The organism is Microbacterium sp. P5_E9, assembly GCF_054049175.1.
On record NZ_JBFUMV010000016.1, the window covers coordinates 24,448 to 38,833 of the forward strand.

Genomic DNA, 14,386 nt, shown 5'->3' on the forward strand with positions numbered 1-14,386 from the left:
TGCGCTCGATTCGAGACAGACCCCGCGCGCACGTGTCGGCTGTGGAGGAGGCGGGCGCAAGCCGAGGCCGAGACCCCTTGCGCGGTCGAAACCGGTATCCGCTGTCGTCATAGTCGGGCGCGTTTGGCGGTATCGACAGCGCGAGGCACGGACGGGTGCTGATGCCCGGAGCGGCCGGGTCGCGGCATCCGGCCACGCCGTAGACTGGCGCAACGATGGACGACCCCCCCAGTTGCAGACGTTCGCCCCACCGACCCGCCTCCCGCACCCGCGGGGGTGATGCGTGATGGAGTACATCATGCTGGGCGTGGGGCTCCTGCTCATCGTGGGGACCGGCCTGTTCGTGGCGAGCGAGTTCGCGCTCGTCAACCTCGACCGGGCCGACCTCGAAGCCCGTCGGGAGAAGGGCGAGACCCGCCTCTCGCTCACGATCAACGCGCTGCGGATCACCTCCACGCACCTCTCCAGCGCACAGCTCGGCATCACGCTCACGACCTTGCTGACCGGCTACGCGATGGAGCCGGCGATCTCGAGCCTGCTGAGTCCGGTGCTGGTGTCGTGGGGCGTGCCGACGGCCTGGGTGTCGCCGATCGCGGTGCTCGTCGGAGTGTCGATCGCGACGATCCTGTCGATGATCCTCGGCGAGCTCGTGCCCAAGAACTTCGCGCTCGCCCTGCCGCGGCAGACCGCAAAGGTCGTCCTGCCGTTCCAGGTCGGGTTCACCAAGGTCTTCCGTCCGGTGATCACCGTGCTCAACGGCAGCGCCAACGCGACCCTCCGGCTCATCGGCGTCGAGCCGAAGGAGGAGCTCTCCGGCGCGCGCACGGCCGAAGAGCTCTCCAGCCTCGTCCGCCGCTCCGCGAGCGCCGGCGTGCTCGAAGAGGACACGGCATCCCTCCTCGATCGCAGCCTGACCTTCGCGCGGCTCAGCGCCGCCGACGTCATGACCCCGCGCCCGAGCGTGCACGCGCTCGCCGCGAGCGACTCGGCCGAGGGCATCATCCAGCTGGCCCGGCGCACCKGGCACAGCCGCTTCCCGGTCTATGGCGAGTCGATGGACGACATCGTCGGTATCGTCCACCTCAAGGCCGCCATCGGCGTGCCGCGCGATCGACGAGCGGATGTCCCGGCAGCCGCCCTCGCGACCGAGCCGCTGCGCGTCCCCGAAGCCGTGCACCTCGACGCGCTGGTCTCAGAACTGCGCGCCCGCGGGTATCAGATGGCCATCGTCGTGGACGAGTACGGCGGCACGGCGGGCGTGGCCACCCTGGAGGACCTCGTCGAGGAGATCGTCGGCGAGGTGCTCGACGAGCACGACCTCCGCCGCGCCGGGATCATCCGGTCCGAGGGCGCCGTCGTCTTCCCCGCGGAACTGCGACCGGACGAGCTGCTCGACCGCACCGGCATCCGCGTTCCCGAGGGCGAGGTGTACGACACGGTCGGGGGCTTCCTCATGAGCGAGCTCGAGCGCATCCCCGCGGTCGGCGACGAGGTCGAGGTCGAGGACGGCACGCTCGCGGTGGAGCGGATGGACGGGCGTCGCGTGGACCGGGTCAGATTCACGGCCACGCCGATGCCGACCGGTGCGGACGAGAACGGGGGCACCCGATGAGCGACTGGGCCGGGATCGCCTGGCTGTTCGTGCTCCTCGCCTTCAACGCCTTCTTCGTGGGCGCCGAATTCGCCGTCATCTCCGCACGCCGGTCGCAGATCGAGCCGCTCGCCGAAAAGGGCTCGCGCGCGGCGCGCACCGCGCTGTACGCCATGGAGCACGCGACGCTCATGCTGGCGACGAGTCAGCTCGGCATCACGATCTGCTCGCTCCTGATCCTGAACGTGTCCGAGCCCGCGATCCACCACCTGATCGCGGTGCCGCTCGAGGCCCTCGGCCTGACCGAGGCGATGGTCGACGTCATCGCCTTCATCGTGGCGCTCGTCCTGGTCTCGTACCTGCACGTCGTCTTCGGCGAGATGGTGCCGAAGAACCTCGCGTTCACGCTGCCCGATCGGGCTGTGCTCCTGCTCGCCACGCCCCTCGTGGGCGTCTCGAAGGTCTTCCACCCGATCATCGTGTCGCTGAACTGGATCTCGAACAGCATCCTGCGGCTGTTCCGGGTGGAGCCCAAAGACGAGGCCACCTCGACGTTCACCCTGGAAGAGGTCGCGACCATCGTCAACCAGTCGCGGATCGAGGGCGTGCTCGACGACCTGGCCGGCACGGTGACCGCCGCGGTCGAGTTCACCGAGAAGAAGGCGAAGGACATCGCGGTGCCGTTCGCCGACCTGGTCACCCTTCCCGAGCAGACGACCGCCGACGCCATCGAGCGTGCGGTCGCCAAGCACGGCTACTCGCGCTACGTCATCGTCGACGGCGGGGGCGACCCGCTCGGCTACGTGCACCTCAAGGACGTGCTGCGCACCGCGGAGGAGTCGGATGCCGAGACCGGCGCCGCGCGTCCGATCGAGGCGTCGCGCATCCGCCACATGGTGCCCGTGCTCGAGTCGACCGACCTCGAGGACGCCCTCGCGCTCATGCGCAGCGCCGGGCGGCACCTCGCCCAGGTGCGCGACGACGACGGCCGGACCACCGCGGTGCTGTTCCTCGAGGACATCATCGAGGAGCTGATCGGCGAGATCCAGGACGCCACCCGCCGCCGCGGCCGCTGACCCCGCGGGAGTCAGCGGCGCTGGCGGCGCGCGCGCACGTACTGCTTGGGCCAGTAGTCGATGTCGGCGCCGAGCTCGGACGCGGCACGGAGCGCGAAGTGCGGGTCGCGCAGCCACTCGCGCGCGGCCATGACCGCGTCGGCCTGGTCGTCCTGCAGGATCGCCTCGGCGTGCGGGCCGTCGGAGATCAGCCCGACCGCGCTCACCAGGACACCGGCCTCCCGGCGCACGTGGGCCGCGAGCTCCACCTGGTAGCCCGGGCCGATCGTCAGCTTCTGGTGCTCGACGAGACCACCGCTGGAGATGTCGAAGAAATCGACCCCGCGGTCGGCGCACCAGCGCGCCACGGTCGCGGTCTGCTCGACGTCCCAGCCGCCCTCGGCCCAGTCCGTGCCCGAGAACCGCACCAGCAGCGGCACGTCTGGCGCGGCATCCCGCACCGCATCGACCACGCGCAGCAGCAGCCGGGCGCGGTTCTCGAGCGAGCCGCCGTACTCGTCGTCACGGAGGTTCGACAGCGGCGAGAGGAACTCGTGCAGCAGGTAGCCGTGGGCCGCGTGGATTTCGAGCAACTCGAATCCGGCGGCCAGGGAGCGGAGGGCGGCCGCGGTGAAGTCGGCGACCACGGCGTCGATGCCGGCGAGGTCGAGCGCGACCGGCTCGGCGTAGCCTTCGAACGCGATCGCCGTCGGCGCGACGGCGGTCCAGCCGCCCTCGGCGGCGGGCACGCTGCCGTGGTGGCCGGAGAACGGCGACCAGGTCGAAGCCTTGCGGCCCGCGTGCGCGAGCTGGATCCCGGCGATGGCGCCGCGGGAGCGGATGGCCGCCACGATCGGAGTCCACGCCTCCCGCTGCGCGTCGTTCCAGATGCCGGTGTCCTCGGGGGAGATGCGCCCCTCGGGCGAGACCGCGGTCGCCTCCGCGATGACGATCCCGGCGCCGCCGTTTGCGAACTGGGCGAGGTGGGTGTGGTGCCATTCCTGCGGCACGCCGTCGACGGCGCTGTACTGGCACATCGGTGCCACCCAGAGGCGGTTGCGGGCGGTCAGCCCGCGGATCGTCAGGGGGGAGAACAACGCGGGCATAGGGGCTCCTGTGCGGATCGGATGCGGCGGCGAGGTGCGGCAGCGAGGGTGGGGCGGTTAGGGTCTGGCCATGGCCGGATTGTGGATACCCGAAGACACCGCCCGGGCTCTCCGGAAGCCAACAGCCGCCGACGACAAGTATTCCCGGGGTGTGCTGGGGATCCGAACCGGGTCGACGGAGTATCCGGGCGCCGCGGTGCTCGGGGTCGAAGCGGCGTGGCGGACGGGTCTGGGCATGGTCCGCTACCTCGGCGCCGCGCGCGACCTCGTGCTGCAGCGCCGCCCAGAGACGGTGACGATCAACGGTCGCGTGCAGGCGTGGCTGATCGGATCGGGAACGGATGCCGCGACCCGGCCGGCCACCGAGACCGCGGCGCTGCGCGACCTCCTCGCCGGGGACCTTCCCGTGGTGGTCGATGCCGGCGCGCTGGCGCTCGCCGTCGGGGCGACGGCGCGGCGCATCGTGACGCCCCATGACCGCGAGCACGAGCGCCTGCGCCGGGAACTCGGCCTGGCACCGACCGGCGCGGACCGCGTGCAGGCGGCGCGGGAGACGGCGGCGGCGCTCGGCGCCGTGATCGTGCTCAAGGGCGCGCGCACGATCGTCGCCGATCCGCACGGCTGGGCGACGGCCGTCGAGTCCGGCACGCCGTGGCTCGCGACGGCAGGCACCGGGGACGTGCTCGCCGGCGCCATCGGCGCGCTGGTCGCCGGCGCGGCGGCGGATGACCCGGCGATCGATGAGCACGGGCTCGCCCGCGTCGCCGCAGCCGCGGTATGGCTGCACGGCCGGGCCGGCGCGCTCGCCAGTGCGGCGCAGGGCGGCGGGCCGATCACCGCGCTCGACGTGGCCGAGGCCCTGCCGCGGGCGGTGGCCGAAGCGCTCGCGATCGCCTGACGGTCGCGGCTGCGGCATCCGTCTCCGCGAATACCGCCGCCTAGGATGGGGAGGGTGTCGAGGCGGGCGGTGCTCTGGGTCGCGTTCGCCCTTGTGCACATCGCCGTCGCGGTGCTCGGGTTCGTCCTGCCCAACGAGCCGATGGGCGACGTGTACCGGGTGTACGAGCCGTGGTCGCTGCAGGCGCTGGACGGCCGAGGGATCGTCGGGATCACCGAGGCCTGGGTCTACCCCCAGCTCGCCCTCGTGCCGATGGTGCTCGCCCACGGTTTCGCCTGGATCGCCGGCTACGAAGTCGGCTGGGCGATCCTCATCACCCTGTGCGACGCGCTGGCGTTCGCGATGCTCGTCGGACGCGCGCGTTCGACGGGTCGCTGGGTCGGCGCGTGGTTCTGGCTCGCCTTCGTCGCGATGCTCGGACCGATCGGGATGTACCGGCTCGACGGACTCACCGTGCCGCTCACCCTCGCCGGCAGTCTCTGGCTGATCGGCCGCCCGTGGATCGGCTCGGCCCTGCTCGCCGCGGCCACCTGGATCAAGGTCTGGCCCGCCGCCATCCTCCTCGCCGCCGTCATCGCGGTGCGCCGCCGGCTGGCCGTGGTCGCGAGCGCTGCGCTCGTCTCGGCGGCGATCATCCTCGTCGTGGTCGTCGCGGGCGGCGGCGCCCACGTCTTCGGCTTCGTCATGGATCAGACCGGGCGCGGGCTGCAGCTGGAGGCGCCGGTGAGCACCTTCTACCTCTGGCGAGCGGTCGCCCACATCCCTGGGTCGTTCATCTACTACGACGACAAGCTGCTGACCTTCCAGGTGACGGGCCCGCAGGTGAACCCGCTCATCGCGGTGATGACGCCGCTGCTCGCCGTCGCCGTCCTCGCGGTCGCGGGGCTGGGCGCGTACAAGGCGTGGCGCGGGGCCAGCTTCGCCGCGCTGTTCCCGCCGCTCGGGCTGGGGCTCGTGCTCGCGTTCATCCTGTTCAACAAGGTCGGCTCGCCGCAGTACATGACGTGGCTGGCCGCACCGCTCGTGGTCGCGCTGGTCATCGATCGGCATCGCTGGTGGAGGCCCGCGACGCTCGGACTCGTGACCGCGATCCTCACCTTTGCGGTCTATCCGCTGGCCTACTGGGGACTGCTGCTCGCCGAGCCGTTCCCGGCGGCGCTGCTGACCACCCGCAACGCACTGCTCGCAGTTCTCTTCGCGTGGGTCGTCGTCCGGCTCGCGCGCGTCCGCATCCATCCGCACGTGCACGCCCGCCGCACCGGCGCGGCGGTGCGCTGACCCTCCAGGAGGACTCCATGCTCGTCGCCTTCTCGGTCGCCCCCAGCGGCACCGGCCGCTCGGACGGCTCGGTTCACGACGCGGTCGCCGCCGCCGTGCGCGTCGTCCGCGACAGCGGCCTGCCATCGCGCACCACGTCGATGTTCACCGAGATCGAGGGGGAGTGGGACGAGGTGATGGATGTCGTCAAGCGGGCGACCGAGGCCGTGGCGCCGTTCGGCTCGCGCGTCTCGCTCGTCCTCAAGGCCGACATCCGTCCAGGCTGGACGGGCGAGCTGGACGCGAAGATCGACCGCCTCGAAACGGCCCTCGCGTCCGCCGGTGCTGACGGCGATGGTCCGGCCGACGACGACGAGTAGCGGCATCCATCCCTCCGCGCAGGGGGTGCGGGGGATCGCTCGAATCGATTCGACAGGATGCCGCGTCCCGGGCTAGCATGACCGGATGACCTCCTCGACTCTCTCGAGGGGGGCGGCGATGGGGGCGCTCCTCTCGCTCGCCGTCGGCAGCTTCGGCATCGGCATGACCGAATTCGTGGTCATGGGCCTGCTGCCGGACATCGCGCAGGATCTGCTGCCGAGCCAGTGGGCGACCGACCCCGAGTCGGCGATCGCGCAGACCGGGTGGCTCATCTCGCTGTATGCGCTCGGCGTGGTCATCGGAGCCCCCACGATCGCCGCCGTGGTGGCGAAGTACCCACGGCACCGCGTGATGGTCGGGCTCGGGGTCGCGCTCACGCTCTTCAACGCGCTCACCTTCGTGCTGCCGACGTTCGAACTGGTCGCCGCGTCCCGCTTCCTCGCGGGCCTCCCGCACGGCGCGTACTTCGGCATCGGCGCCCTCGTCGCGGCCGATGTGCTGGGGCCGGGCAAACGGGCGAAGGGTGTCGCCTTCGTGCTCACCGGCCTGACCGTGGCCAACGTCGTGGGCGTGCCGCTCGGCACCTACCTCGGCCAGCAGACCGGCTGGCGCACGGCCTTCATGATCGTCGCAGGCATCTTCGCAGCCGCCACCGTGTGCATCGCGATCTTCGTCCCCGCCCACGCCGGCGATCCGGTGCGCACCATTCGCGAGGAGCTCAAGGTCTTCCGCGTCGGGCAGGTCTGGCTCACCCTCGGCATCGGCGCGATCGGGTTCGGCGGCTTCTTCGCGGTCTACAGCTATGTCGCACCGATGATCACCGAAGTGTCGGGATCTGCGGCATGGGTGGTGCCGATCATCCTCGTGCTGATGGGCATCGGCATGACCATCGGCAACCTGGCCGGCGGATACCTCGCCGACCTGGACCTCCGCCGCACGATGATCGGGGGGCTCATCGCGCTCGCGATCGTGCTCGCCGTGCTCGCCGTGACGGCGCAGTGGATCTGGGCGATCGGATTCTTCGTCTTCCTGACCGGGCTGGTCTCGTCGGTGCTGAGCCCCAGCATCCAGACGCGGCTGATGGATGTCGCGGGCGACAACCAGTCGATCGCCGCGGCCCTCAACCACTCGGCGCTGAACATGGGCAACAGCCTCGGCGCCTTCCTCGGCGGCATGGTCATCGCGATCGGGTGGGGCTACGTCGCCCCCGCCTGGATCGGGGTCGCCCTCGCACTCGCCGGGCTCGGCATCGCGGTGCTCAGCTTCTCGTTCGACCGGCGCCCGGCCCTCGTCCTCGCCTGAGCCGGATCGGGCTTGCTGCGCGACCGGGCGCCTTCAACCCGTGCGTAGGCTGGGGCGATGCCGGAGATCCCCTCGTCCGCAGACCGTGCGGTGCGCGCCCTCGCCGACGCGGTCGGCGACTCGCGACCCCGCCTCCCCGGTGACGGCACCGACCCGGACATCCCGGTCGCCGCGACCGTCGTGATCGTGCGGGACGGACCGGCCGGCCCCGAGGTGCTCATGATCGAGCGCCCMGACCGCGGCTCGTTCGCCGGCGCGTGGGTGTTCCCCGGCGGCAAGCTGGATCCCGCGGATGCGGGCGATGAGGACGAAACCGAAGAGCAGGTCGCCCGCCGCGCGGGCGTCCGCGAGACCTGGGAGGAGACCGGCCTCACCCTCGACGAGGGCGGCCTGGTGACCCTCTCCTGCTGGGACCCGCCGCCAGGACTGCCCCTGCGGATCCGCACCTGGTTCTTCGCCGCGCCCGCGCCCGTGGGGGAGCTCGCCCTTTCGGCCGACGAAGCCGTCGCCGCCGACTGGGTGCGGCCCGGCGAGCTCCTCGAGCGGCACGCCCGCGACGAGCTGACGCTGTACCCGCCGACCTGGATCACCCTCCACGGTCTCAGCACGCAGCCGGATGCCGCCGCGCTGCTCGGCGCGATCCGTCTCGCCGGCGTGCACCGCTTCGAGACCGTGGCGCGGCGCGTGCCGACCGGTCCGATGCTGCTCTGGCAGGAAGACGCGGAATACGACACGGATGCCGCGGCCGAGGCATCCGAGATTCCCGGCGTCGAATCATCCGCACGCCATCGGCTGGAGGTCGGCGCACTGCCTTGGATCTACACCCGCACGAGCTGAGCGCGGTCAGCCCGCGGGTGCGGCGAGGAGCCTGCGGAGGTGCATGCCGACCGCGAGGGTCTCGATGAGGAACCCGTCGTGGCCGAAGTCGCTCGCGAGCACGACGGCGCGGTCGCCGTCGAGGGCCCGAGGGATGCTGCGCGCGATGCGGTGCTGCCCGTCGATGGGGAACAGGCGGTCGCTGTCGATGCCGAGCACGAGCGCCGTCGCCGTCACCCGGGCGAGGGCATCCTCGACTCCGCCGCGATCCCTGCCGACATCGTGCGAGTTCATCGCCTCGACGAGGGTGAGGTAGGTGTTCGCGTCGAAGCGGCGGGTGAAGCGGTTGCCGTGGAAGTCGAGGTACGACGCGACGGCGAAGCGGCCGCCGTGTCCGAGCGGGCTTACGCCGGACTGCCAGGAGCGCTGGAACCGCTGATTGAGCTCGGTCGGGCTGCGGTAGTTCAGCAGCGCCATGCGCCGTGCGAGCGCGAGGCCGCGGTGCGGGCCGTCGCCGTCGCCGGAGTCGTAGTACTCGCCGCCCTGGAAGCGCGGATCGATCTGGATCGCTTCGAGCTGCACGGAGTTGAGGGCGATCTGGTCGGCCGTGTTCACCGGCGGCGCCGAGAGCACGCCCACCCGCGCGACCCGGTCGGGCAGTCCGACGGCCCACTCGAGGGCGTGCATGCCGCCCATCGAGCCGCCGAGCACCGCGGCCCACACGTCGATGCCGAGCGCGTCCGCGAGGCGCACCTGTGCGGCGACCTGATCGCGGATCGTCAGATAGGGGAAGCGCGACGCCCACTCGTAGCCGTCGGGCGCGATGCTCGCCGCACCGGTCGAGCCCTGGCATCCGCCCAGCATGTTGGGAGCAACGACGAACCACTGATCGGTGTCGATGGGCGCGCCCGGTCCGACGATGTCATCCCACCAGCCGGCGGTCGGATGCCCCGGCCCGGCCGGTCCGCGCACATGACTGTCGCCCGTGAGGGCGTGCAGGACCAGCACGGCGTTGTCGCGGGCGGCATTGAGCTCGCCCCAGGTCTCGTACGCGAGCCGGTAGGCGGGCAGCTCACGGCCGCCTTCGGTGCGGAACGGGCCGAAGGCCGCGAACTGGCGGTCGCCGACCGGGTCGCCGTCACGCCATGCGCCGGTGGCGGGCGGGCGGCCCAGGAGCAGGCGCGCGTCGGCCTCCGTCACCGGTGCCGACGGCACGGTGTCTTCGGAAGTCTGCCAGTCCATTCGCCCATTCTCGCCGGTCGGACTGAGCGGTCGCCCACTGTTACGGCTGCGAGGGGTTCCACCGCACCACCCTAAGAGCCGGTGCCGCTGTCCGAGCACCGGTCTAGCATGCGTGGCATGGACGTCATCGACTATCTCCTCCAGGGCGACCCCGCCATCCGCTGGCAGGTGCTGCGCGATCTTACGGATGCCGCACCCGACGAGGTCGCGGCCGAGCGGGCGCGGGTCGCCACCGAGGGGTGGGGCGCCCGGATGCTCGCCGAGCAGGCCGACGACGGCCGCTGGGACGGCGGCACCTACCGGCCAGGCTGGGCAGATGAGGAGCGGCCCTTCTTCGACGCGTGGACGGCCACGCACTTCTCGCTGCAGTCGCTGTGGGAGTACGGCCTGCCCCCCGACAGTCCGCAGGCTCAGCGCGCGATCGGGCTCGTGCGCGACAACGTCCGCTGGGAGTACAACGACGCGCCGTACTTCGACGGCGAGGCCGAGCCGTGCATCAACGGCATCGCCCTTGCGATCGGCGCCTACTTCGGGCAGCCGGTCGATCGGATCGTCGGGACCATCCTGGCCGGCCGGCTCAACGACGGCGGGTGGAACTGCTGGACGGACCAGTCGACAGTCTCGTCCTTCCACTCCACCATCTGCGTGCTCGAGGGCCTCCGCGAGTGGGAGGCGGCGACCGGTGGAACGGATGCCTCGCACGCCGCGCGCGCGACCGCCGAGGAGTACCTGCTCGAGCGCGGGCTCTACCGCCGTCGATCGACGGGCGAGATCGCCGACCCGCGGATGACGATGCTGTCGTATCCGACGCGCTGGTTCCACGACATCCTCCGTGGCCTCGACTACTTCCGCGCAGCGGACCGCCGCGATGAGCGACTCGCCGACGCGATCGAGCTGCTGCGGTCGAAGGCCGATGCCAACGGGATGTTCGTCTATGAGAACGCGCACGGGGGACCGGTGCTGTTCGAGCTGGAGGCCGAGGGCGAAGGGTTCCCCAGTCGCTGGGTCACCCTGCGTGCGCTCCGCGTGCTGCGCTGGTGGGACTCCGCAGGCTGACCAACGACGGATGCCCCGGCTCAGCGTCTCGATGACGCTGGGCCGGGGCATCCGTTCCCTTGCAGGGGAGTTACGCGCGCGCAGCCTCGCTGACGCGACGGGCGGCCGCGAGCGCCTGCTCGAGGTCGGCCTTKAGGTCTTCGATGTTCTCGAGCCCGACCGAGAGGCGCACGAGACCGGGGGTCACACCCGTCGTGAGCTGCTGCTCGGGGGTCAGCTGCGAGTGGGTCGTCGACGCGGGGTGGATGACGAGCGAGCGCACGTCGCCGATGTTCGCCAGGTGGCTGAACAGCGTCAGGCTGTTGACGAACTCGCGTCCGGCCTCGACTCCGCCCTTCAGCTCGAACGACACGACCGCGCCGACGCCCTTCGGGGCGTACTTGTTGGCGGCCGCGTACCAGGGCGAACTGGGCAGGCCCGAGTAGTTCACCGAGGCGATGTCGTCGTGGTTCTCGAGCCACTCGGCGATCTCCTGGGTGTTCTGCACGTGGCGCTCGATGCGCAGCGACAGGGTCTCGAGGCCCTGGATGAGCAGCCACGCGCTGTGCGGCGCGATGGCGGCGCCGAAGTCGCGCAGCAGCTGGACGCGGGCCTTGATGATGTAGGCCAGTCCGTCGCCGACCGCGGCGGTGTAGCTCGCGCCGTGGTACGAGGGGTCGGGCACCGTGAGGCCGGGGAACTTGTCGACGTTCTCGGACCACTTGAACGTGCCGCCGTCGACGATGATGCCGCCGATGACCGTGCCGTGACCGCCGAGGAACTTCGTCGCCGAGTGGACGACGATGTCGGCGCCGTGCTCGAACGGCTTGATGAGGTACGGGGTGGCGATCGTGTTGTCGACGATGAGCGGGATGCCGGCGGCGTGCGCGACGTCGGCGACGCTGCGGATGTCGAGGACGTTGATCTTCGGGTTGCCGATGGTCTCGGCGAAGAAGAGCTTCGTGTTCGGTCGCACCGCGCGGCGCCACTCGTCGGGGTCGTCCTGGTTCTCGACGAACGTCGTCTCGATGCCCAGCTTCGCGAGGGTGTACTTGAAGAGGTTGTAGGTGCCGCCGTAGATGGAGCTCGACGAGACGATGTGGTCGCCGGCCTGGGCGATGTTCAGCACCGCGAAGGTCTCAGCGGCCTGGCCGGACGCGACCAGGAGCGCGCCGGTGCCGCCCTCGAGCGCGGCGAGGCGCTGCTCGACGACATCCTGGGTCGGGTTCTGGATGCGGGTGTAGATGTTGCCGAACTCCGCCAGCGCGAAGAGGTTCGCGGCGTGGTCGGTGTTGTCGAAGACGTAGGACGTCGTCTGGTAGATCGGCGTCGCGCGCGCCTTGGTCACCGGATCGGGCTGGGCGCCCGAGTGGATCTGCTTGGTCTCGAAACGCCAGTTCTCGGGTGCGGACATGAAGGCTCCTGCAGTAGTCGGGGGTGCCGCGCAGATCGCGGCCAGTTCGAGGGTACGGAGGTCGGGCGCGCTCGACAACGAGAGGGAAATGCGACGTAACCTCGGGTTCCCTGCGCCGGCCGTGGGAACCGCACCGAACCAGGGCGAGCCGAGTGGCGCCGCGGCGGTACCGTGGAGCACATGGCTGATCGACGCGCAGTGGTGACCGGGGCGAGCTCAGGAATCGGAGAGGCGACCGCGAGGGCGCTGCGGGCGAGCGGCTGGGACGTCGTCGCGGTCGCACGGCGGGCCGACCGGCTCGAGGCTCTCCAGGCGGAGACGGGTGTCGTCGCGTTCGCCGCCGATCTGACCAGCAGCGCGGACGTCGACGCGCTCGCCGCCTGGCTCGACGAGTCCGGCCCCGTCCATGCGCTCGTGCAGGTCGCGGGCGGCGCCCGCGGCGCGGATCGGGTCGAAGACGGCGACCCCGAGGACTGGCGGTGGATGTTCGAGGTCAACGTCCTCGCCGCACAGCGGCTGGTCGCCGCCCTCCTGCCCCGGCTGCGGGCCGCGGCGTCCGACGGCCACGCCGACATCCTCTTCGTCACCTCGACCGCGGCCCAGACTGCCTACCCGGGCGGGGCGGGGTACAACGCGGCCAAGGCCGGCGAGGCGATGCTGGCGCACGCCCTGCGGCTCGAGCTCAACGGCGAGCCCATCCGGGTCGTCGAGGTCGCCCCGGGGATGGTCTTCACCGAGGAGTTCACCCTCAACCGGCTCGGCGGTGACCAGAACGCGGTCGACAAGGTCTACGAGGACGTCGAAGCGCCGCTCACCGCCGGGGACGTTGCCGATGTGATCGCGTACGCCCTCAACGCCCCCGGACACGTCAACCTCGACCTCATCACGATGCGGCCGGTCGCGCAGTCGGCCCAGCACCTGCTCGCACGCGGACCGCTGCACCCGCGCGGCATGTAATCCGCCATGCCCATGTCACTGCCCGAGCTCGCCGAGGCGGGGATGATGGATGCCGGCTGGGCGGACGCGCTCGCCCCGGTCGCGCCGGACCTCGCAGCCCTCGGCGATCGCCTGCGCGCCGAGGTGGCCGAGGGCCGGGGCTACCTGCCGGCCGGCGACGTCGTGCTGCGCGCCTTCCAGCGTCCCCTCGCCGACGTCAAGGTGCTGATCGTCGGGCAGGATCCGTATCCGACGCCGGGGCATCCGATCGGGCTGTCGTTCGCCGTCGACCGGCACGTGCGTCCGCTCCCGCGGAGCCTCTCGAACATCTACCAGGAGCTCGACGCAGATCTCGGCATCCCTCGTGCCTCCCACGGCGACCTCTCGGCGTGGAGCGATCAGGGCGTCATGCTGCTGAACCGAGTGCTCACCGTGGCGCCCGGGCTGCCGGCATCCCATCGCGGCTGGGGGTGGGAGAAGGTCACCGAGCATGCGATCCGCACGCTCGTCGCGCGCGGCGGGCCGCTCGTGGCGATTCTGTGGGGGAGGGATGCCGCGAACCTGCGGCCGATGCTCGGCACGGTGCCGATCATCGAGTCGGCGCACCCGTCGCCGCTGTCCGCGAGCCGCGGCTTCTTCGGCTCGCGCCCGTTCTCACGGGCAGGCGAGCTGCTCGCAGCGCAGGGCGCCGAAGCCGTCGACTGGCGGCTCCCGGACTGACCCCGCGTAGGCTTGTCGGCATGCTGGAGGAGGAGTACGAGAAGACCAAACGGCTGCTGCCGTGGCACCTGCGCAAGGCCCCCGAGCCTGAGCGCCCGTTCTCGTTCACCATCCGCCCGGTGCAGGACCGCGACATCCCGGACATCCGCGAGATCTACAACTACTACGTGACGAACTCGGTGGTCACGTTCGACGAGAAGCGCTGGACGCTCGCGCAGTGGCGCGACAAGGTCGAGCACCTGGCGAAGCTCAAGATGCCGTTCATCGTCGCCGAGTCGCCGAGCGGCCAGATCCTCGGGTACGCCCTGGTGCAGCCCATGTCGTCGAAGTCGGCGTATCGCTATTCGGTGGAGAACTCGATCTACCTCGGCCAGGCGGCGACCGGAAAAGGTCTGGGCCGCGCCCTGCTCGAGGCGCTCATCGCCACGTGCGAAGAGGCCGGCATCCGCGAGATGGTCGCTGTCATCAGCGACAAGGGGGCCGAGGCATCCGTCGCCCTGCACGAACGGCTGGGCTTCGTCGAGGTCGGCCGCATGGGCAAGGTCGGCTTCAAGTTCGGTCGCTGGCTCGGCACGATCTACCTGCAGAAGCACCTCAAGCCCGTCAAGAAGCGCGGCTTCTTCGGGCGCTGAC

Annotated in this window: 14 protein-coding genes; 11 read left to right on the forward strand and 3 right to left on the reverse strand. The window is 71.1% G+C overall.

Annotation, left to right across the window (positions count from 1 at the left end; genetic code table 11):
* Positions 1-286 precede the first annotated feature (286 nt).
* Positions 287-1,612: a hemolysin family protein gene (locus ACXJ3V_RS16105; protein WP_457101424.1), complete on the forward strand. Its 1,326-nt coding sequence runs from the start codon at positions 287-289 to the stop codon at positions 1,610-1,612.
* Entirely contained in the window at positions 1,609-2,667 is a 1,059-nt protein-coding gene (locus tag ACXJ3V_RS16110) for a hemolysin family protein (RefSeq protein ID WP_457101349.1), read from the forward strand. Before ACXJ3V_RS16105 ends, ACXJ3V_RS16110 begins: the two co-directional genes overlap by 4 nt.
* Positions 2,668-2,678: 11 nt before the next feature.
* Here ACXJ3V_RS16110 and ACXJ3V_RS16115 read toward each other — a convergent pair whose 3' ends face one another.
* A complete protein-coding gene (locus ACXJ3V_RS16115) occupies positions 2,679-3,752 on the reverse strand; it encodes an NADH:flavin oxidoreductase/NADH oxidase (protein WP_457101350.1) in 1,074 nt (357 codons plus the stop codon).
* Between the two features lie 70 nt (positions 3,753-3,822).
* Between ACXJ3V_RS16115 and ACXJ3V_RS16120 the strand changes: the two genes are divergently transcribed.
* From ACXJ3V_RS16120 to ACXJ3V_RS16140, 5 genes are all read left to right on the forward strand, one after another.
* Positions 3,823-4,650, forward strand: coding sequence for an ADP-dependent NAD(P)H-hydrate dehydratase (locus ACXJ3V_RS16120; RefSeq protein ID WP_457101351.1), 828 nt, complete (start codon positions 3,823-3,825; stop codon positions 4,648-4,650).
* A gap of 54 nt (positions 4,651-4,704) precedes the next feature.
* A complete protein-coding gene (locus ACXJ3V_RS16125) occupies positions 4,705-5,928 on the forward strand; it encodes a hypothetical protein (RefSeq protein WP_457101352.1) in 1,224 nt (407 codons plus the stop codon).
* 17 nt (positions 5,929-5,945) lie between these two features.
* Positions 5,946-6,287, forward strand: coding sequence for a thiamine-binding protein (locus tag ACXJ3V_RS16130; RefSeq protein ID WP_457101353.1), 342 nt, complete (start codon positions 5,946-5,948; stop codon positions 6,285-6,287).
* An 85-nt stretch (positions 6,288-6,372) separates the two neighbouring features.
* Entirely contained in the window at positions 6,373-7,590 is a 1,218-nt protein-coding gene (locus ACXJ3V_RS16135) for an MFS transporter (RefSeq protein ID WP_457101354.1), read from the forward strand.
* Positions 7,591-7,647: 57 nt separating this feature from the next.
* On the forward strand, positions 7,648-8,427 hold the full coding sequence (locus ACXJ3V_RS16140) for an NUDIX hydrolase (RefSeq protein ID WP_457101355.1): 780 nt from the start codon (positions 7,648-7,650) through the stop codon (positions 8,425-8,427).
* 6 nt (positions 8,428-8,433) lie between these two features.
* Here ACXJ3V_RS16140 and metX read toward each other — a convergent pair whose 3' ends face one another.
* Positions 8,434-9,648 carry a homoserine O-acetyltransferase MetX gene (gene metX, locus ACXJ3V_RS16145; RefSeq protein ID WP_457101356.1) on the reverse strand — a complete coding sequence of 405 codons (1,215 nt, stop codon included), beginning with the start codon at positions 9,646-9,648 and terminating at the stop codon, positions 8,434-8,436.
* Positions 9,649-9,765: 117 nt separating this feature from the next.
* Here metX and ACXJ3V_RS16150 point away from each other — a divergent pair, with 117 nt between their 5' ends.
* Positions 9,766-10,704 (forward strand): hypothetical protein, encoded by a 939-nt coding sequence (locus ACXJ3V_RS16150; protein ID WP_457101357.1) that lies wholly within the window; start codon positions 9,766-9,768, stop codon positions 10,702-10,704.
* Between the two features lie 70 nt (positions 10,705-10,774).
* Here the strand turns inward: ACXJ3V_RS16150 and ACXJ3V_RS16155 are convergent, their stop codons facing one another.
* Positions 10,775-12,097, reverse strand: a complete 1,323-nt coding sequence (locus tag ACXJ3V_RS16155) for a bifunctional o-acetylhomoserine/o-acetylserine sulfhydrylase (protein WP_457101358.1) — start codon at positions 12,095-12,097, stop codon at positions 10,775-10,777.
* A 180-nt stretch (positions 12,098-12,277) separates the two neighbouring features.
* Here ACXJ3V_RS16155 and ACXJ3V_RS16160 point away from each other — a divergent pair, with 180 nt between their 5' ends.
* The 3 genes from ACXJ3V_RS16160 to ACXJ3V_RS16170 are packed head-to-tail and all read left to right on the forward strand — an operon-like array spanning position 12,278 to position 14,385.
* A complete protein-coding gene (locus ACXJ3V_RS16160; RefSeq protein WP_457101359.1) occupies positions 12,278-13,054 on the forward strand; it encodes an SDR family oxidoreductase in 777 nt (258 codons plus the stop codon).
* A 6-nt stretch (positions 13,055-13,060) separates the two neighbouring features.
* Positions 13,061-13,753: a uracil-DNA glycosylase gene (locus ACXJ3V_RS16165; RefSeq protein ID WP_457101360.1), complete on the forward strand. Its 693-nt coding sequence runs from the start codon at positions 13,061-13,063 to the stop codon at positions 13,751-13,753.
* Between the two features lie 20 nt (positions 13,754-13,773).
* Positions 13,774-14,385: an N-acetyltransferase family protein gene (locus tag ACXJ3V_RS16170; RefSeq protein WP_457101361.1), complete on the forward strand. Its 612-nt coding sequence runs from the start codon at positions 13,774-13,776 to the stop codon at positions 14,383-14,385.
* The last annotated feature ends 1 nt before the right edge of the window (position 14,386 follow it).

Bases quoted from the DNA above. Each gene is read 5' to 3' on its own strand.
- ACXJ3V_RS16115 (WP_457101350.1), bottom strand. From the start codon at position 3,752: ATGCCCGCGTTGTTCTCCCCCCTGACGATCCGCGGGCTGACCGCCCGC.
- ACXJ3V_RS16165 (WP_457101360.1), top strand. From the start codon at position 13,061: ATGCCCATGTCACTGCCCGAGCTCGCCGAGGCGGGGATGATGGATGCC.
- ACXJ3V_RS16135 (WP_457101354.1), top strand. From the start codon at position 6,373: ATGACCTCCTCGACTCTCTCGAGGGGGGCGGCGATGGGGGCGCTCCTC.
- ACXJ3V_RS16110 (WP_457101349.1), top strand. From the start codon at position 1,609: ATGAGCGACTGGGCCGGGATCGCCTGGCTGTTCGTGCTCCTCGCCTTC.
- ACXJ3V_RS16170 (WP_457101361.1), top strand. From the start codon at position 13,774: ATGCTGGAGGAGGAGTACGAGAAGACCAAACGGCTGCTGCCGTGGCAC.
- metX (WP_457101356.1), bottom strand. From the start codon at position 9,648: ATGGACTGGCAGACTTCCGAAGACACCGTGCCGTCGGCACCGGTGACG.
- ACXJ3V_RS16150 (WP_457101357.1), top strand. From the start codon at position 9,766: ATGGACGTCATCGACTATCTCCTCCAGGGCGACCCCGCCATCCGCTGG.
- ACXJ3V_RS16130 (WP_457101353.1), top strand. From the start codon at position 5,946: ATGCTCGTCGCCTTCTCGGTCGCCCCCAGCGGCACCGGCCGCTCGGAC.
- ACXJ3V_RS16120 (WP_457101351.1), top strand. From the start codon at position 3,823: ATGGCCGGATTGTGGATACCCGAAGACACCGCCCGGGCTCTCCGGAAG.
- ACXJ3V_RS16160 (WP_457101359.1), top strand. From the start codon at position 12,278: ATGGCTGATCGACGCGCAGTGGTGACCGGGGCGAGCTCAGGAATCGGA.